The organism is Saltatorellus ferox, from assembly GCA_007751475.1.
Classification (GTDB): domain Bacteria; phylum Planctomycetota; class UBA1135; order UBA1135.
Window position 1 is genome coordinate 1,057,138 of record CP036434.1, and the last position, 17,380, is coordinate 1,074,517.

A 17,380-nucleotide genomic window follows, 5' to 3' on the forward strand; every position below is an offset into this window, starting at 1 on the left:
GCGATGACCATCATCGACACGACCGACACTCCCTGGTCCCGGGTGGCCGCAGGCATCGAGGAGATTCGCCTTTCGCATCGGCGGGGGAGCGACCCCTACACCACGTTCCTGGTGCGGCTCGGGCCCGGGCGCCGGCTGCCCGATCCCCAGGCGGAGGTCACCCGCGAGATCCTGGTGTTCGAAGGGGCCTGTGCGCTCGACGACATCACGCTCGAGGAAGGAGACTACTCGCGTCGTGCGCCCGGCTATGCGGGCACCTGGGAGACCGAAGATGGATGCACGCTCCTCGTGAAGACCGGGGCGAGTCCGCCGCCGCCGGAAGAGACCGTTCCTGGCCAGGAGGTGGTGCTCGTGCAGACCATGTTCACGGACTGGCTGCCGGGCCAGGGCAACCTCAAGGTCATGCCGCTCCACAGCGTGGGGTCGGAGAGTTCGGCGCTGGTGCTGTGGCCTGCGAACGAGCGGTTCCAGCCGCACAAACACTGGGGTGGCGAGGAGATCCTCGTCCTTCGGGGCACGTTCATGGACGAGTACGGCGTCTATCCGAAGGGGACGTGGATGCAGAGCCCCCACCTCAGTTCACACCACCCCTTCGTGGAGAAAGAGACGCTCATCTACGTGAAGACGGGGCACTTGCCGCCCGTGGACGAGTAGCGGTCAGGCCCCCGGCGAGGGGACGACCTGGAGCACCGCCTCGTGGGTGACCGGAGTCTTCTTCGCGGGGTGGATCGACAGGGTGAGCGTGGTCTTGATCTCGTTGTTCGAGGCCTTGAACGAGACCGGAGCGGTGACCGGGAGCTGGAACGTCGTCTCCTGATCGAAGCGATCGCTGGCGACGAGACGCAGGTCCTCCGCGACGACTTCCTCGATGTGGAAAGCCACCTGCTTGTGCACCTTCGCGGTGGTTCCGGATCCGCTCGTGGCCCTCTCCGTGGAGGTGAGGGTCAGCTTGATGAGGTTCAGCTCCACGCTGCTTCCGGGCTTCAGCTCGAGCATCACATGGAAGGCCTCACCGGGCGCGACTTCGGAGGGATGGATCTCCATGGCGACGTGACCGAGGGCCTTGACCGTCGAGCCGGCCCGGAGGGATCCGAGCAAGAGCCAGGCGGAAACGACGCCGAGGACGGCCCCGAGCGCGAAGGTTCCCGTCGCCAGCAGCACCGCCGCCACTCCGAGGCCGATGTACGAGGGAATCAGGCATCCGCCCAGATTCGTGCTCATCTTCACGGGCCCGGGAGCCCAGATCGAGGGCGCGGCGTTCCCCCTGGGCGGCCGCGGATCTGCCATCAGGACCATCTCTTCGGCCTTCGGATCGAACGCGAACGGGACGTCCGCCTCCGCCACGAGGTACCAGTCGATGTTGATCGCCTTCCCGTGGTACGAGGTCGGGCCGTGGGGAAACTCGATCGTGGCCGGGTAGGCGTAGGTCCCCGGCTCCCACTCGCCCCGGAAGAGTTCCTCGACGCGCTTGTCGCCGGTGTCGCGGTTGCCCATTCCGTGGGTCCGCCAGAGTCGCGTGAGCGTCAAGCCGTTGCACTTCGTTCGTGCGTCGCAATCGACGTGCACGATGACGTCCAGCTGGCCGCCGGGCTCGACGAAATCGCGGGCTTCAGGAAGCTCGATACGGAGGCTGCACTTGGCCATGGAATGGGTCGCCCTTGCCGGCGCGGAGTCGTTCGTATTCGTGGTAGAGAGCGTGCTCGATGCTGCGAACGTCGTCGCCGAACTCGGCGTGAAGCTTCAGCATCAGCTCGTACGGTGGAGCTGGTGGGCGGCCGGTCGGAAGCGCCGCTGACTCGACGCGTGCCCTGGCGATGTTGAGGAGTTCGCCGAACGACCCGATGCCCACGCGTTTCGTGAGGACGCGAAAGCCCGCGCGAACCAGCTCGTGCTCCAGGTCGCGGTGCGTCGTGCAGGCGAGGTTCTGGCACCGCGCAAACAGCTTTCGGCGACCGATCCAGCCCTGATTCTCGATGCTGTCCACGAAGTGCAGCCGCTCGCCGGGATCGAACGCGGGCACCGGATCGCCGGGGCGGAGCTGAACGAAGGGGGCGTCGGGGAAGACGCGCGCGTGGAGAGCGATCAAGAGGGTGCTCTTGCCTCGGCCATGGTCGGCGATGAGCTGAAGCGCGCGGCGCTCGCCCCTGGCGGACTCGGCCAGGAACGACGCCACCTCTCCCGTTTCCACGCACGCGATCGCCGCGCGCTCGGTTCGCGTCAGTTCTCCGAACGGATTGTGCCGCAGGTGGAGCCGTTCGAAGGCGCTCGAGCGAAGATGTCGGAGGATGGGGGAGGGCACTACGTTTTGGTTCGCAGTTCGAAGAGGTCCGGGCGAGCGTAGTGTCCGGTCACGTCGAGGTCGAAGCGGCCGCGGGCGATGGCGCCCGGGTCGATGTCCGCGTAGAGGATCGTGGCCGCATCGTAGAAAGGACCGGCGAGAATGTCGCCGAGCGGATCGACGATCAAGCTTCCGCCGCGGATCAGGGGCGGCTGGTCGGGGTCGGGGCCGCGCAGGAACTGACAGGCGCTGAAGACGAAGGTCCTCCCCTCCACGGCGATATGGCGCATCGTGGACGGCCAGACCTCACGGTCGTCCACGGTCGGGGCGCAGTAGAGGTCCACGCCCTGCTCGTAGAGGCTCGTCCGGTAGAGCGGCATGTAGTTCTCCCAGCAGATCGCCGCGCCCAGGGTGCCGAGCGGCGTCTGGCAGGCCGCGAGGGTGCTGCCGTCGCCGCGTCCCCAGACGCAGCGCTCGAGGGCCGTAGGAACGAGCTTGCGGTGCTTGCCGCGCAGGGATCCGTCCGCCCCGAGGAAGAGCGCGGTGCAGTAGAGAGTGCTGCCGCTCCGCTCGATCACGCCGATGACGACCTCCATGCCGTGTTCCCTGGCCGCGTCCGCGATCGAGCGCACTTCCGGGCCGGGCACGTCGACCGCGCCGGCGAAGTAGAGGGCGAAGGCCTCGCGACCCTCGAGCGTGCGGCTCCCGAGCGTGATGCCGAAGTCCGCGCCCTTGGGGTAGCCGCCGAGGAAGGCCTCGGGGAAGACGATCAGGCGGGCGCCCTCGCGAGCCGCTTCGGCGATCCGATCGACCGCATGGGCGACCGTCTCGGCGGTGTCGTTCAGAACCGGCTCCGCCTGAACGACAGCTGCGCGGAACGTGGAGGCGGAGCGCTTGGCCGAGCTGGAACTCATCCTGGGATGATAGGTCGTTGCGGTGCGGAACGCTGCCGGTCAGCCGATCGTGGCACCGAAGAGCTTGCCGACGAGCGTCGTGACGCCCATCGCTGCCGCGCCCCAGAAGGTCACCCGCAGGACCGCGCGCAGCGGCGGGGCGCCTCCTGCCTTCGCGCCGACGGCGCCGAGGAGCGCCAGGAAGATGATGGTGAGGACGGCCACCGAGAGGCTGATGGAGGATTCCGGGACCAGCGCGGCGGCTGCCAGCGGAAGCGCCGCCCCCACGGCGAACGTCAGGGCGGAGGCGAGAGCTGCGATGAGTGGCCGGGCTTCCGTGTGCTCGGAGATGCCCAGTTCGTCCCGCACATGGGCGGCGAGCGGGTCCTTGTCGTGCAGGGCGGTGGCGACCTGAAGCGCGAGGTCTTTCGGAACGCCGCGGTCCTCGTAGATCATCGCGAGGGCCCGGAGCTCTTCTTCCGGGTCCGCCTCGATCTCCGCCTTCTCGCGGGCGATGTCCGCGCGCTCGGTGTCCGCCTGGGACGAGACCGAAACGTATTCGCCGGCCGCCATGGAGAGGGCGCCCGCCGCCATGCCAGCGGCGCCCGCCAGGAGCACCTCGGCGCGCCCGGCCGCCGCGGCCACTCCCATGATGAGAGAGGCCGTCGATACGATGCCGTCGTTGGCCCCGAGGACAGCGGCACGGAGCCATCCGGTCCTCGCGACGAAGTGATCTTCGAGGTGCTTGCGTTCCATGGGGTCCAGAAGAACAGAAGCCCCGGGGCAGCAACGGTGGATTCCGTTCGAATTGCGAGTGGAGGGCTCTCCTCGAAGGTGAGTTCCTCGGGCTTCTGGGGCTCCGTGGTATCGAGAATGAACCGGGTCTTGATAGCGTTCGCCCATGGCTGAATTCCAAGTGGACGTGATTGGTGTCGAAGACCTCCTGGAGATCGAAGGCGCCTGGTCGTCAGAGGATTTTCGTGCGCTGCTCGGTGAGATGGACTTCGACGAAGCCGAGGATCTGCCCGAGGATCAGCTCCGGGAGATGTGCGTGATGTATCTGCAGGATCGCAAGCCAGCGGAGGCGGCGGAAATCCTTCTTCGCAGGCGACTCGGGGGCGACCTGACGAAAGGGCAAATCAGCAACATCTCCCACGAGATGCTCGAGGAAAAGCTCTGGGAGCAGTACTCGGACATGACGCTGCACGAGCGCCTTTTCCACGTTGGCAGCCTGCTCGCCGCGGCCTTCCCCAGATCCGTTCCGGAGCCGGACGCGGTCGAGGTGAGGCTCGAGGTTCGCGGCCTGGATCCGGAGGCTCAGCGGGCCCTGGACGAAGGTCTTCGGGAGCCGATGCTCGTCCGACTCCTGGCTGCGGGGATGCCGGCTTCGGCGCCGCTGCACCGGATGTTCGGGGAGGCCGTGCAGGGCGGCCCGTTCCGTGAGGCGGAATCGATCGCCTGGAGCGTCCAAGCCGCGACTGGCGAGGGTGGGGTCACCTCGATACGAGTGATCGGATCCGGGTGCTGGCTGGACATCCTCAAGAGAACGAGCGAGTTTCAGGCGAAGATCAAAGCCGACAAGAAATAGGTCTACCGCCCCTCTGCCGGCGCCGCCGATACTCCTCCAGGTCCCCGCAGCCATCGCTATCCCCCGGAAGACGCCCTCCCCCAGATGAGTCACAAAGCCGAAGTCGGAGCCACCATCCGTGAGCTTTCGGATCAGCTCATCGAGGCGCAGCGCCCCATCCGCATCCTGGAGGCGGTAAAGTGGGACGAGGGCGTGAAGGACGCGTTCTTCCGAGGTGGCTGCAAGTCGCTTCCGAAGGTCGATAGCGCGACCTACTCCGCAAGGGCGCTGGGCTTCGATCCAGAGGCGAAGATCGCCCAGCTCTTCGATCTCGAGCTGCAGACGCGCAAGCGGCTGGGGGAGTTCAATCCGGTCGGCAAGATCCTGCGCCGCATGGCGCTCGAATACAGCGACTCGGTCCGCATGATCGCCGCGCGCGGGACGGAGAACTTCTCCCGCTGGTCCCAGGAACTCTACGGCAGCGCCCACGACGTCTTCTACCAGGGCGAGCCCACGATGGCGGAGTTCGGGGAGATCATCGCGGGCGACCTCGCCGAGGTCGAAGCGTCGAAGCATCTTTCGCCCAACAGGAAGACCATTCCTGCATCCGAGGCGGTCGGCATCCTGAGCGACTGGTTCGCCAAGTCGTTCGCGACTGGCGATATGAAGATCGATGTCCGCCTCAGTGACGGGATCATCGCGGACGCGGCCGCGGGCGCGGACTACATCAAGCTGCGCGCCAACGCGCACTACAGCGAGCGCGACCTGCGGCTCCTGGAGGCTCACGAGGGCTGGGTCCATGTGGGCACCACGCTGAACGGACTGGCGCAGCCCTACTGCACGTTCCTCAGCAAGGGGCCGCCGTCGTCGACCATCACCCAGGAGGGGATCGCGATCTTCATCGAGAACGTCTCCTTCCGTAGCTACCCCGAGCGCGTGCTGCGCGTCGCCAACCGCGTGCGCGCGGTGGCGATGGCCGAGGACGGCGCGGACTTCCTGGATGTCTTCCGGTTCTATCGGGAACAGGGGCTGGGCGACGGGGAGGCCTACAACGGCGCGTCGCGCGTCTTCCGAGGAAGCCTCCCCGACGGCAAGCCGTTCACGAAGGACATCAGCTACGTGAAGGGCTTCGTCCAGGTCTTCTGCTTCGTTCAGCTTGCGATCAAGCGAGGGCTGCTCAACCGGATCCCGATGCTCTTCTGCGGCAAGGCCACCCTCGAGGACATCAAGGTCTTGAGCGAGCTGGTGGAGGAGGGGCTCGTGGTGGCGCCGAAGCTGCTGCCGCCGCAGATGGCGGATATGCACGGGCTCGTGGCCTGGATGAGCTACTCGAACTTCCTCCGCCAGCTGAGCCTCACGTCGATCGAGCGCGACTACGCCACGATCCTGTAGCGACGGGGGCTGCCGGGGGCGGCATCAAAGCTCGGTTCGAAGGACGGATCAGTCGCCGAACGTGGCCTCGATCGAGTGCGTGACCTCGGAATCCTCGACGAATCCCAGCTCCAGGGTGAAGTCGCCGCTGTCACCGGCGCCCATCGACCACTCGACCCGTAGCTCCGAGGTGCCGCTCAGTTCGCCGCTGATGGACACGGGGCGGTTCGTCTTCAGGTTCCAGAGAACGGTCAGTTGACCCTCCAGGGTGCGGTTCAGCGTGCCGTCCGTGTAGTCTTCCTCCGAACCGCGCTCGTCGGCCTCGGCCTCGAGCTCCTCGACGATGTCGAGGTCGGCGCTGACGTCCACCTCGAACACGATCTTCGCCAGGCGCTGGCCTTCCTCTTCCAGGACTTCTTCCAGGGTCGCCGTGAGTTCGCCCTCGAATTCATCGAGGCGATCGATGGAGCCGCTGCTCGGCAGCGTGATCTGCACACCGCCCTCGGGCAGGTTTCCGGCGTCGGGCTCATTGAGGACGATGACTTCACCGCCGGGCCGAAGAACGTCCGCCAGGAGCGATGCGGGTACGTCCCAGCTGTCGCCGACTTCCACCTCTTCTTCCGGAAGGACGCTGGCGAGATCGATGCGCGGAGCCAGGTCGTCCAGCCACTCGTCCTCGCCGCTGGAGTCGTCCGAGAAAGCAGCGGACCACGTTTCGGCTTCGGAGTCGAAGGTGAAGTCGACGGTGGCACCCATCAGGAGGCTCTCACCGCCGTTCTCCAGGGACGTGACGTCTTCGCTCAGGCCCTCGCGGGCCTTGTCGGTACCGAGGGTCTCAAAGGCGCGCGAGATCGCGAGCGGGGCACCGTTGCCGGTGACCTTGGTGAAGCTGTCGACGAACTCCATGTGGGTCACGAGCGTGGCGGTCGAGTCGCTGCCCACGTCCTGGGAATCGCCCATGAGAATGAGTTCTGCGGTTTGCACCGAGCGCACGGACTCGATGTCCCACTCGGAGGAGAGGACGTCGTCCACCGCGACGGAGAATCGGATCGACTCGGACGCGAGGGGGAGCGTGGCCAGCGCAACGCTGGCGAGGAAGGCGACTTTCATAAGTGGCAAGGGTCGAGGAAGCGTGGGAACGACGAGGCCGCCGTCATCGGGTACTCTACGCTTTGACTACTCGGGTAGTTTGAGGCCGTCGGACTTTTTTCGAGCCACTCCCGTAGGTTGCGTCGCTCCGTGGAAACGGTCGCCGCCCGCGTCCTCTCATCGCTGGTTCCCAACCCTTCTGGCCATTTCTCTGCAACGCTCCCGCGCGGGCGGCGCTCCTTCCGGTGGGCTCCGCCATGACCCAGGGCGCCGGTGCCCGTGCACCGTGACGCCCCAGAAGCGATCGACCTCCCTTGCTGATTCAGCCGACCATGAAGTACTTCCCCTCGACCCTCGTAGCCCTCCTGGCCGTCACCCTCGCCCAGGCCGCGTCCGCGCAGCAGATCGGCATCTCCTTCTGCTCGGGCAGTGCCAACTCCACGGGCGGCCCTTCCGTCATGGTCGCCGCCGGCAGCACGAACGTGAGTCAGAACGACGTGACGCTTGCCTGTTCGAGCCTTCCCCAGAACGTCCTCGGCTACTTCCTCGTGGCCCCCGAGGCCGATTTCGTCCTGAACCCGGGCGGGAGTTCGGGCAACCTCTGCATCGGGGGCGGCATCGGCCGCTACGCCGGTAGCGTGCTTTCTTCGGGCTCGACCGGTTCGGTCCAGTTCCCGGTGGACCTGACCTCGATCCCTTCTCCGAACGGGAACGTCACGGTCATGCCCGGCGAGGACTTCTACTTTCAGTTCTGGCACCGCGACACGAGCCCGACGGGCGCCACGTCGAACTTCAGTCCGGGATACGTCATCGACTTCGCCCCGGCCGCCCCGACCTTCGCGGCGGACATCTGGCCCATGCTGGCGCAGTCGAACATCGGCGCTCCCGCCTGCATCATTTGCCACGGAGCGAACGGCTCGGGCGGCCTCAACCTCGGCTTCACGGCGCCGATGGCTTACAACGCCCTCGTCAACGTATCGTCCACGAGCGGCAATTGCGCGGGCAGTATCTACGTCGTCCCGGGGGATCCATCTTCGAGCCTCATGTACGACAAGCTGACGAACACGCCGCCGTCCTGCGGCGCGTCGATGCCCTTCGGCGGCACCTTCGCCGGGGACACGAGCCTCATCCGCGACTGGATCCTGTCGGGCGCGGGGATGTAGCCGGCATCGGAGGCTGACGGTCACCCTATCCGTTTCAGCCAGTCGATCAGGAAACACTCGAACTGAGCGGTGAATCTAGACGAGCCGTCGACCCAAGGAGCATGGAGCGTGACGAAACTGTCCAGGGTTCCGGCAGCGCGAGCACGCGCTCGAGAAGCTCGGCCATGTTCATGTCCACCAACGCCGGTTGTCGTGGGGTGTTCGGCAAGCATCATGCCAGCGCTTCCGTTCCACTCGAAACCCGGTAGCCCCGGAATCTTGCCGGCGGGAAGGAGGCCGTGGAGGCAGGCGATGCATCTACTCAGTCGGCCAGGGTGGTGAACGACCCGACATCGATGCGTGAGACTCCTGCGGTCGCGAAGCGGTACTGCGGGAACGGGTGTGACCTTGCCCGCGGCTACACCTAGGCTCGTGTTTCGCACTTTTTGAGCGTCCCTCGGGCTTCCACGGCCCCCCGATTTCTGGCACGCCACGCGTGAATCGCACATCCCCACTCTGAATGCTGAAGGTGTCTAAGCCAAGGCACCCAGAGGAGGGGACATGCCCGATCAGAGTATCCCGAAGTCGGTAGCCGTGCTACTGAAGTCATTCGAGTCGTGCTTCACGGCACCGACCCACCGCCGATTCTCCATACTCGTGGTGGGTTGGCTTCTCTGCTGTTCGAGGCGCTGGGTGACTCGGGTGGCCCGAGCGAGTGGGGCATTGGGCGACCGTCACCATGCTGGGTTCCACCGCTTTTTCTCGGAGGCCCGTTGGAAGACAGATGACGTGTGGAAGACGCTGGTCATGCACTTGCTGACGTACCTTCCTAAGAGAATCGACGTGATCGTCGACGACACTCTCTGTCGACGAAACGGGCCGAGCATCTTTGGGACGGCGATGCACTACGACGGAGCAGCATCCTCGCGGGCTTCCAAGGGTGCAGCGGCTAGCGTGGCCTGTGGCCACGCCTGGGTTGTACTCGCGGTTCACGTACCCGTGCCATGGAAGGGTCCAGGCATCGCTGTGCCAATTCTCGCGAAGCTGTACCGTTCGCCGAAGACATGCCCTGAGTCCGAGTATCGAAAGCGAAGCGAGATCGCCCGCGAATTGGTCGAGAAGCTCTACAGCTGGCTTCCGAGCGATCGACGGATAAACCTCCTGGGCGACCGAGAATACGCGTGTAAGACGACTCTGCGCGACCTGCATGGGAGCATTGACTTCACGGGTCCGATGCCAATGGATGCGATGCTCTTCGAGCCTCTTGAAGAGGGCTACACGCAGAAGCGGGGGACCAAACGTATCAAAGGCCCACGCCTTCCGAGCCCATCTGATCTTGCTGCCGAGGAACCCGACGCTTGGATCGAGCTGAAGGTCAAGATCTACGGCAGGCAAGTGACGCTCCTCATTCAGACTCTCACTTGTCTCTGGTACACCGCGACGGGAACCAGGTTGATTCGAGTCGTGGTGACGCGCGATCCAAAAGGGAACTACGAGGACCGAGCCTTCTTCTCAACGCGCCACGCCGCGTCCGCGAAAACCATCGTCGAAGGTGTGGGGCGGCGATGGTCGATCGAGGTGAGCTTCAGAGAGGCGAAGCAGTCCTTGGGGTTCTCGGAAGCGCAGAACGGATGGAGCCGAGGCGAATCGCCTGATGGTCGTCCGAAGCCTGGGTCACAGCCGCGCGGCCATCGCGGCCGACTTGCAGTGGAGCGCACGGCGCCATTCGCCCTGATCGTCCGAGGCATAATCGTCGTGTGGTACCTCGGGGAAGATCGATGGCGGCAGGATGTGGGAGCCCATAAGATCCAGGCGCCTTGGTACCGGTCGAAGACCACGCCAAGCTTCGACGACATGCTCAGCGCCATTCGAGGCGAGATCCTCAGCCACCGTTATCTAGCGACCCCGCCTCCAGAGCGCACACTCGCTGAATACCAGAGGACCCTCCAGGACCTCGGAATCGCCGCCTAAGAACTGCGAAACACGAGCCTAGGAGGGTGTTGCGCACTGAGGGATTCGAGTAGTGCGTTGCCCGGATCGCAAGGCAAGGGGGCTTCGGTCCCTCGCGTGGCCGTAGTCACGTGGGTTCGAATCAACGCAGTATTGCGATTCGGGAAACGTGCTACGCGGATTCGTCAATGCGCAACACGCTCCCAGGGGAATGACGTCCCGTTGACCCCCAGCTCTTCCAATCCCCATGTTGCTGACTCCCTGCCTGCTCCTTGCCGGATCTCAGATCGCTCCCACCCCGCTCGTCGATGAATGGGTCGTACGCGCGATCGATGAGTCCACGGGGCGGCCAGTTCCTGGTGTCCGGGTGTGGGGGTACTACGAGCTGGGGTTCTGGTGCACCGTCCCCGCTCCACTCGCCGACGCTGTGACCGACGCCGATGGCAGGGCACGCATCGACCTGTCCGGGCTGACTGGACTCCACGAGATCGAGCGCGAGGTCGTCGAGATGACTGCCGTCTTCTCCGGTCCAGGGTGGCAAACCGACTCGATTTCAGCCACCCTTCAGGAGGTCGCTGTGGGCCCACGCGATGATCCCGAAGCGTACGCCAGGAACCACCGTGACCTGGAGCTCTCGCCGGGTCGCTCCTTGACGGTTCGCGTCGTGGACGAACGCGGTCGCCCTGTGACGGGCGCGTTCGTCGAGGCTGGAGTGTGGAGCCGGGAGACGAGCACCTGGGAGCCAGGTGCGAACTGCTATCAGTCAGTAACGGACTCGAAGGGGCGCATCTTGCTGGATGTCGGGGATCTCGAGTCCCTGGACGTCCATGCGTGGGATCCGACGCTCGGGGCTGGATCCTGCCAGCTGAACAAACAGCAAGTAGAGGATGCGATCGCGTCGGTTCTGGTCATCCAGCTTGATGCGGAGGCCAGGCCTGTCGTCTCGACCGACGATCGCGGATGGCCACTCTCCTTTCACTTCGACTCCGGGTTCATCGGGGGCATGGATGAGGGGGGCCTTGAGGACTCCATTCACCCGCGCGCATTCGTGACCGTGCGGTCACCCGACGGTCACCCGATCCGTGGGGCCTACGTACAATGCTCAAGTTTGAACTCTCCCTCTCACGTCGGATCCTTCACAAGGAGAGTTCGCTCGGACCGCGCAGCGCGCGATGTGGGCAAAGCCCGCGTTCCCGTGATTTCCAGCATGGAATCTGGATCCTACGTCGCGACGGCGAGTGTTCGGACTCAGCACGGCGAGTGGTGGGGGGAGACGTCCTTCGAGACGCAGTCCGGGGATCGACCGCCCGAGATCGACCTTCGCCTCGAATGGCGAGAGGAGCGCGTCGAGGCTCGGCGACTCGAGGTTGCCTTCCTCGATGCGACGGGCACACCGATCCCGGAATGGCGGGCATTCGTCGAATCGGTGGCGACCGGTCGTCCGCTTTTCAGCGCGACGCAAAGAGGAGTCGCCTATCAAGGAACATGCATCGCCGGCTACTGCGAGCCCGATTGGGAGCCAATCGAGACTCGGATCCTCCTGCACGCGTCCTCCGACGCCTTCGACCTGCCAGTCGAGCTAGAGGTCGACCTCGCAGCCGATGTGCCAAGAACCCTCACCGCGAGATCGCCAGGCTTGGGTGGACGACTGCGACTGTCCGTCCCGTTCGACAGTGACTTCCCCGGCGATCTCCTCCTGGCCAGGCTGGGAAGCAGTGAAGGGCGCGTGCTCACGGCACTATTGAGCCGACGTACGAGGGACCGAGGCCGCCCGATCGTCTGGCATCTCGATCCGGAAAGGCACCACGTGGAGCGAGCGGTTCTGCTGCCTCCAGGCGACTGGTCGTTCACTCTCGAACACCTCGACGGAAACGTCGTCACTCAGGGGACGGCCAGCATCGCGCCGGAGGAAGTCACGGACGTCGAGATGGACTGGCCGTAGGGACGGATAGAACTTCCAAACGGGGTGGCGAGGTGTCGGATTGGTGGGGTAGGGGGCCACGGGCGAGGTCACGCTCCTGGCTGCAGTGGAGGTGACACTTACGAGGTGACCGCGAGCTGAGCGTGATTCGCGCCTCTGGAAGCCGTGGGCGCGCCGACGCACCGGTCTGGCGCTGGCGCAGATCATCACTCACGAGACCGTAGGAGGCTGCTCCGCGGATCGGCCCCTGCATGCTCTGAGGCTTGACCTCACTCTCGATGGCTGGCGTCTCGATCGACTCCGCCCGCTGGGATCGATAGAACGAGGCCCGCGACACGCCGAGCGCATCGCAGACTTCAACGCAGCTGAGCTCGTCACGTGAGTCAGCGACGGCCTTCGCAAGGCGCTCCTCGAGCTGACGGTTCTCACGCTCCAGCTCTGTCTCTCGGGTGCTCGACTTCGCCTTCGCCGTCCGGCCACGCTTTCGAGCCTTGAGTCCGTTTAGACCGTGGCTCTCCGGCTGCTGGCGCCATGCCGAGAGGTGTGAGGAGTAGAGACCCTCTCGGCACAAGAGCGCTCCCAGCTCGCCGGGGAGCTCGCACTTGGCGGCCTCCTGAAAGATCTTGGCGTTGTATTCGGCGGTGAAGCGCCTTCGCGTCGCGCGCTCCATGACCTCTGGGTCGGCCTCCGGGCCCGGTGGGTTCCGGCCAAGAGCGAGGTCGGCACCAGCCGCCTTGGGACGGCTCGGGGTGTCATTCATCGGTGGTTCTCATGCTTCGCCCTCCTACACCAAATTGAGGGGCGGAAACTGTCTCACCATCATTGGCACGGAGGGGAGAGAGCCGGGCTCAGGGGCAAATATCGACGCTCACGGCCGACGTGAAGTTGGAGCTGCCTACGGGGTTCGAGTCACGGTACCAGGCCTGGAAGTGCCATATCTGAGTCGGGTTTGCTGGCACGATGCCGCCCGGCGTGGGCATGGCGTCGAGGTCTGGGCGGAAGACGACCCGACCGCTGGGACCCACTTGACCCACCTGGTTGACGAAACGGCCAATCCCGCCGCCCAGGCAGAGGTTGCCGAGGCTCCCGGCGGGGTTGGGGACGAAGGCCGTCTCGAGGCTGGTCAGCAAGAGAGCGGGCCCCGTGGGCGGAAGCTCTTCTGCAACGAGCCGAAAGGGGGTCCCCGAGAGCTGGCCGCCGGAAAGAAGCGACAGAGTGCCAAGGCTGCCGACGCTGTTCACTGTGGTCTGCCCGCAGTACTCCATGGGCGCGGCGCAGTCTAGCCCAACGGGACCTTCCACGGCCGAGACTCCGCCCAGCGTGCTTCCTCCACCGCTCGCCTGACTCCCGATCCCGGACGCCACGATCTCGGAGTAACCGTTGCCCGTCACGTCGTTCAGCAGGATGATCTCGGTGCCGAACGACTGGCGCGGGCGAGCCCCGTCTTGGAAGCCGAGGAGTTCACCGGTAGGGAGAGAGCGAAATTCAATGCGCCCCGCCTCCGTCACGGGGCCAAAGAACGAAGGGGCGCCCACGGCTAGATCGGGAGTCCCGTCCAGGTCCACGTCGCCCGCAAAGGAGATGGAGAAACCGAACCCATCCGCGATGCCTGAGGAGACCAGCGTGCGCAGCGGCAGGCGCGTCGCCCCCGAGAAGACGGTGACAAAACCGGAGGCCTGATCGTCCAAGAAGAAGGGCGAGCTGACGGCGAAGTCCCCTACGCCGTCTCCGTCCAGGTCGGGAAGGCTCGCCACGTCAAATCCGAAGCGTTCTTCGGCCGTTGCCCCGTCCAGGGTCGCGATCACGCTGCCGGTGGCGCCGGAATGCAGGTAGACCTTGCCAGCTCGCGGGGCAATCTCCTCGTCGAAGCTGGCGCTGATCGCGAGGTCCTGCGTGCCGTCTCCGTCGATGTCGGAAAGCAGCTCGATCTTCTGGCCGTAGGAGGCATCTCGTTGATTGGGCGCCAGCGTCATCAGAACGGCTAGGTCCACGCCGCTGACGATCTGAACGGAGGCTTCGGTATCGGGAGGCGCGCCCGGGGTCTCGTACTCCACCGCCAGGTCACGCACGCCGTCACCGTTCACGTCGTGCACTCGCGTGACCCCGAACAGGCCCAGGACACTCGCGGGTGGCGCTACGACCTCATCGATCACGAGCCCACCCACCGACGACACTCGAGCGATCCCCGCGACGCCCAGGAAGAAGTTCCCATAGCTCACCATGAGATCCAAGAGACCGTCCTGATCCGCATCCGCCGTAGCGGAGAGGCGCAGGCCGAAGGCGATCGTCGGATCAAAGAGTGGGTTCTCCAGGGTTCGAATCAGCGCTCCGTCCACGCCGCGACGGATCTCGATCACGCCAAATTGCCCTTGATTTGGGCCCTGCGTGATTTCCTTGGAGGGGGCGCTCACCGCGAAGTCGTCAAGACCGTCGCCGTCCTGATCGTCCAAAGCGACCATGGCGTAGCCGTAGAAGTCCAATCGGTCCTCACCGTCGATCTGATAGAGGAGCGACTGAGCGGGCGTCGCGGCGGCGAAGGCAAGGAACACGCACGCGGGGAAGAGACGCAGGGAAAGGGGACGCAGTGGGAAGAGGCGTACTTTCATGCAAGGAGGCTGGAGGCCGAAGTGCTGTCAGGGACGGGACAATCAGCTAGGGTGCCAAGCAACCACTTCCCTCTGGCAATCCTGGAAATCTCTCCTCGGCGAACAAGAGATCCAAGCTCGCGGTCTTGGGAGCGTGGGGACGGAGGAACGAGGTCATGGCGCCACGACGGGGTGGACAGCCTCTTTGGTGGCAGTAGTCACGCGGGTTCGAATCGACGCGGTTTTGCGATACGGGAAACGGATAGGACTTCCTAGCGGGGTGGCGAGGTGTTGCATTGGTGGGGTAGGGGGCCACGGGCGAGGTCACGCTCCTGGCTGCAGCGGAGGTGACACGGACGAGGTGACCGCGAGCTGAGCGTGATTCGCGCCTCTGGAAGGCGTGGGCGCGCCGACGCACCGGTCTGGCGCTGGCGCAGATCATCACTCGCGAGACCGTAGGGGGCTGCCCGGCGGATCGGCCCCTGCATGCTCGATACCAAAGCGCAGCAAGTCCCACCACCAGCACACCGACGCTCACCGGACCCACCAGCGCGATCCAGTCGAGAATGGCCACGACATGAAAGAGGATCGTATCCGTTCACGGGGTGAAATCGGCGATGGTGGCACCGCCAGGGCGTTTCGCGAGGGCGGCCGCACCCCCAGCGACGTCAGTCTCACTTGATGAGATCTGGCTCGGGCGCGCCTGTCAGCACGGTGTGGGCAACGTCGACGATGTGCTGCGCGACGCTCCGCCCTTGCTGCCGCAACGTGGCTGAAGTGGTCAGCACGCGCTCCACGAATCGGCTCCCTCGATCGCTTCGAGTCCCCTGGCTGACCTTGCGATACATGACCCCGATGCGCGCCTTCTGCTCCCCGACGTTGTTCGTTGGCTCCACACCCGCATGGTAGAGGTAGGTCCACATCGCGGGCTCGGTCTTGAGGATCCCCCGGCACATGCCGGGCGTTTCGTAGCCGCTGCTCCGAGCGCCTTCGTCGAGCAGAGCGAACATTCGAGCTCGAAGCTGACTGGTCCACCTCTGGAGCAGAGGCCGCTTGATGTCTCCGCCTTTGAAGAGATGCCAAAGCCGGAACACCTCCTCGAGCGCGTTGGAGAGTCGCGCTCCGATCCATCGGAAGTCCGGCTCCCCTTCAGCCATTCGAACGAAGTCTCTCGAAAGGTGGGCAAGGCAAACCTGCCGTTGGTCCAGGTTGATGAAGAGGTATCCAGAGTAGCGGTCGGAGATCGTGATCCCGGTGGGCTCGTCGCCGAGCAATTCACGGGCGACTTCGGTCGCACGAGAGGACCGAATGAGGAACACCGTGGCGAGCGCGCTCGCAGCGACCCACATCCAGCCGAGGGCGCCAGATTGCTTCCAGGGGGTCTCATCTGCGTGCTTGACGGCCGATTCCGCCACTGCGGACATGGCCTGCGAGTGACCGCGCTCGAAGCCGCTGCTCATCCGCTGCTCTATGTTCGTGATCGCCCCAAGCGAGATCTCGATCGAGTACCAGTCACGGGTGAATTCCTGGACGTTGCGCCTCGACATGCGCTTGTCGCCCGTCAGCGTGACCACGAGCGCCGAGAGGTGCGGCCCGAAGTTGCTGGCGTGCAGATCGTCCGGAAGGTCTGCCTTGGTCTCCGCCCCGCAACTGTCGCAGAGCAAAGTGTGCAACTGGACTTCGAGAATCGTTGGGTCGACTGGGGGGATGTCGATGATCTGGTGTCGCCGCGGCGAGGGATCCTCGCCGGTCAACAGCGCGCTGCAGGAGCCGCATTGATCTGGCTTGACCACCTTCACCTCGTCGACGTCCTCTGGCGCTGCCTGATCTCGCCCTCTGCCCAGGTGGCCGGGCTGGCCACCCCGCTTCTTCCCGGACGGCCTCTTCTTCGAAGGGCGGGACACGAATGGGTTGTCGCTGGACGGCGGCTTGCTGGAATTGCGCGACGTCGTCGGTTTGCGCGCCTTCAGGCGCTTGATCTCCGCACCTTGCCTCTCGACCACGCCGAGGAGGTCGTTCACCCTCTCACGCAGCTCTTTCACCTCGGCCCGAAGCTCCTTGATCGTCTCTTCGGACAAGTTGGCTTGCGGCGTGTCTTCCACCCCTGGACCATCGGCCAGTCTCCCTCAGATCTGTCCCTCTACCCCCGTGAACGGATACCCAAGAACATCATCTTGGATACGGAAGGGGACTTCTGGTTGATCGACTTCGACCTCGCATGGCACGAGAGCGTGCAAGGCATGGACGATCTGGAGGCGTTCGGGAGGCGGGTTACGTTCGGCTACTCGGCGCCCGAGAGGTACTCGGACATTACCCCGAGCAAGGACGTGCGGGGCGATCTGTTCTCGCTTGCGGTCAGCCTCTTTGAGTCCGCAACGGGTCAGAATCCGTTCCGCTCAGACGCTGCCGATTCCGATGAGATCGTGCGGCGTGTGGAAGGCGATCCCTTGCCTTCCGTCCCTGAGGGCATTGCGGCTCCCGTGGCAGAGTTGGTCCGGGCGATGAGTGAGAAGGACCGAGGAAAGCGGCCTTCTACCGCGCGGGCGGCTCTAGAGAGACTCACGGGTTCGTGACGGGGGAGCGC

At 65.0% G+C, this 17,380-nt stretch carries 15 protein-coding genes; 7 read left to right on the forward strand and 8 right to left on the reverse strand.

Annotated features, from left to right (window positions below):
* Positions 1 to 3: 3 nt before the first annotated feature.
* Entirely contained in the window at positions 4 to 654 is a 651-nt protein-coding gene (locus Poly30_RS03905) for a cupin domain-containing protein (RefSeq protein ID WP_145194714.1), read from the forward strand.
* Between the two features lie 3 nt (positions 655 to 657).
* On the opposite strand, the gene Poly30_RS03910 is transcribed toward Poly30_RS03905, so the two are convergent.
* Genes Poly30_RS03910 through Poly30_RS03925 form a run of 4 tightly spaced genes read right to left on the reverse strand, consistent with a single transcriptional unit; the run spans position 658 to position 3,927 of the window.
* Positions 658 to 1,644: a vacuolar protein sorting-associated family 26 protein gene (locus Poly30_RS03910; protein ID WP_145194715.1), complete on the reverse strand. Its 987-nt coding sequence runs from the start codon at positions 1,642 to 1,644 to the stop codon at positions 658 to 660.
* On the reverse strand, positions 1,610 to 2,299 hold the full coding sequence (locus tag Poly30_RS03915; protein WP_145194716.1) for a hypothetical protein: 690 nt from the start codon (positions 2,297 to 2,299) through the stop codon (positions 1,610 to 1,612). The genes Poly30_RS03910 and Poly30_RS03915 overlap by 35 nt, the downstream gene beginning before the upstream one ends.
* Positions 2,299 to 3,192, reverse strand: a complete 894-nt coding sequence (locus tag Poly30_RS03920; RefSeq protein ID WP_145194717.1) for a carbon-nitrogen hydrolase family protein — start codon at positions 3,190 to 3,192, stop codon at positions 2,299 to 2,301. The genes Poly30_RS03915 and Poly30_RS03920 overlap by 1 nt, the downstream gene beginning before the upstream one ends.
* Before the next feature lie 39 nt (positions 3,193 to 3,231).
* Entirely contained in the window at positions 3,232 to 3,927 is a 696-nt protein-coding gene (locus tag Poly30_RS03925) for a VIT1/CCC1 transporter family protein (RefSeq protein WP_145194718.1), read from the reverse strand.
* Between the two features lie 145 nt (positions 3,928 to 4,072).
* Here Poly30_RS03925 and Poly30_RS03930 point away from each other — a divergent pair, with 145 nt between their 5' ends.
* Positions 4,073 to 4,759 (forward strand): hypothetical protein, encoded by a 687-nt coding sequence (locus tag Poly30_RS03930; protein WP_145194719.1) that lies wholly within the window; start codon positions 4,073 to 4,075, stop codon positions 4,757 to 4,759.
* Between the two features lie 84 nt (positions 4,760 to 4,843).
* The gene (locus Poly30_RS03935; RefSeq protein ID WP_145194720.1) at positions 4,844 to 6,130 is read left to right on the forward strand and encodes a flavohemoglobin expression-modulating QEGLA motif protein; all 1,287 of its coding nucleotides are present in this window, start codon (positions 4,844 to 4,846) and stop codon (positions 6,128 to 6,130) included.
* 48 nt (positions 6,131 to 6,178) lie between these two features.
* On the opposite strand, the gene Poly30_RS03940 is transcribed toward Poly30_RS03935, so the two are convergent.
* Entirely contained in the window at positions 6,179 to 7,219 is a 1,041-nt protein-coding gene (locus Poly30_RS03940) for a hypothetical protein (RefSeq protein WP_145194721.1), read from the reverse strand.
* Positions 7,220 to 7,530: 311 nt separating this feature from the next.
* Between Poly30_RS03940 and Poly30_RS03945 the strand changes: the two genes are divergently transcribed.
* The 3 genes from Poly30_RS03945 to Poly30_RS03955 all read left to right on the forward strand — a co-directional run bounded on the left by Poly30_RS03945 (position 7,531) and on the right by Poly30_RS03955 (position 12,232).
* Positions 7,531 to 8,361: a hypothetical protein gene (locus tag Poly30_RS03945; protein WP_145194722.1), complete on the forward strand. Its 831-nt coding sequence runs from the start codon at positions 7,531 to 7,533 to the stop codon at positions 8,359 to 8,361.
* A gap of 540 nt (positions 8,362 to 8,901) precedes the next feature.
* Entirely contained in the window at positions 8,902 to 10,311 is a 1,410-nt protein-coding gene (locus Poly30_RS03950; protein WP_145194723.1) for an IS701 family transposase, read from the forward strand.
* A 226-nt stretch (positions 10,312 to 10,537) separates the two neighbouring features.
* The gene (locus tag Poly30_RS03955) at positions 10,538 to 12,232 is read left to right on the forward strand and encodes a hydroxyisourate hydrolase (protein ID WP_145194724.1); all 1,695 of its coding nucleotides are present in this window, start codon (positions 10,538 to 10,540) and stop codon (positions 12,230 to 12,232) included.
* Here the strand turns inward: Poly30_RS03955 and Poly30_RS03960 are convergent.
* The 3 genes from Poly30_RS03960 to tnpC all read right to left on the reverse strand — a co-directional run bounded on the left by Poly30_RS03960 (position 12,204) and on the right by tnpC (position 16,898).
* Complete coding sequence (locus tag Poly30_RS03960) at positions 12,204 to 12,971, reverse strand: hypothetical protein (protein ID WP_145194725.1); 768 nt, start codon at positions 12,969 to 12,971, stop codon at positions 12,204 to 12,206. The two genes, Poly30_RS03955 and Poly30_RS03960, sit on opposite strands and share 29 nt — an antisense overlap.
* An 88-nt stretch (positions 12,972 to 13,059) precedes the next feature.
* Complete coding sequence (locus Poly30_RS03965; protein ID WP_145194726.1) at positions 13,060 to 14,817, reverse strand: integrin alpha; 1,758 nt, start codon at positions 14,815 to 14,817, stop codon at positions 13,060 to 13,062.
* A 653-nt stretch (positions 14,818 to 15,470) separates the two neighbouring features.
* Positions 15,471 to 16,898, reverse strand: a complete 1,428-nt coding sequence (gene tnpC / locus Poly30_RS03970) for an IS66 family transposase (protein ID WP_419190924.1) — start codon at positions 16,896 to 16,898, stop codon at positions 15,471 to 15,473.
* On the opposite strand from tnpC, the gene Poly30_RS28090 reads away from it, so the two are divergent.
* Positions 16,881 to 17,369 (forward strand): protein kinase domain-containing protein, encoded by a 489-nt coding sequence (locus Poly30_RS28090; RefSeq protein ID WP_419190925.1) that lies wholly within the window; start codon positions 16,881 to 16,883, stop codon positions 17,367 to 17,369. The two genes, tnpC and Poly30_RS28090, sit on opposite strands and share 18 nt — an antisense overlap.
* The last annotated feature ends 11 nt before the right edge of the window (positions 17,370 to 17,380 follow it).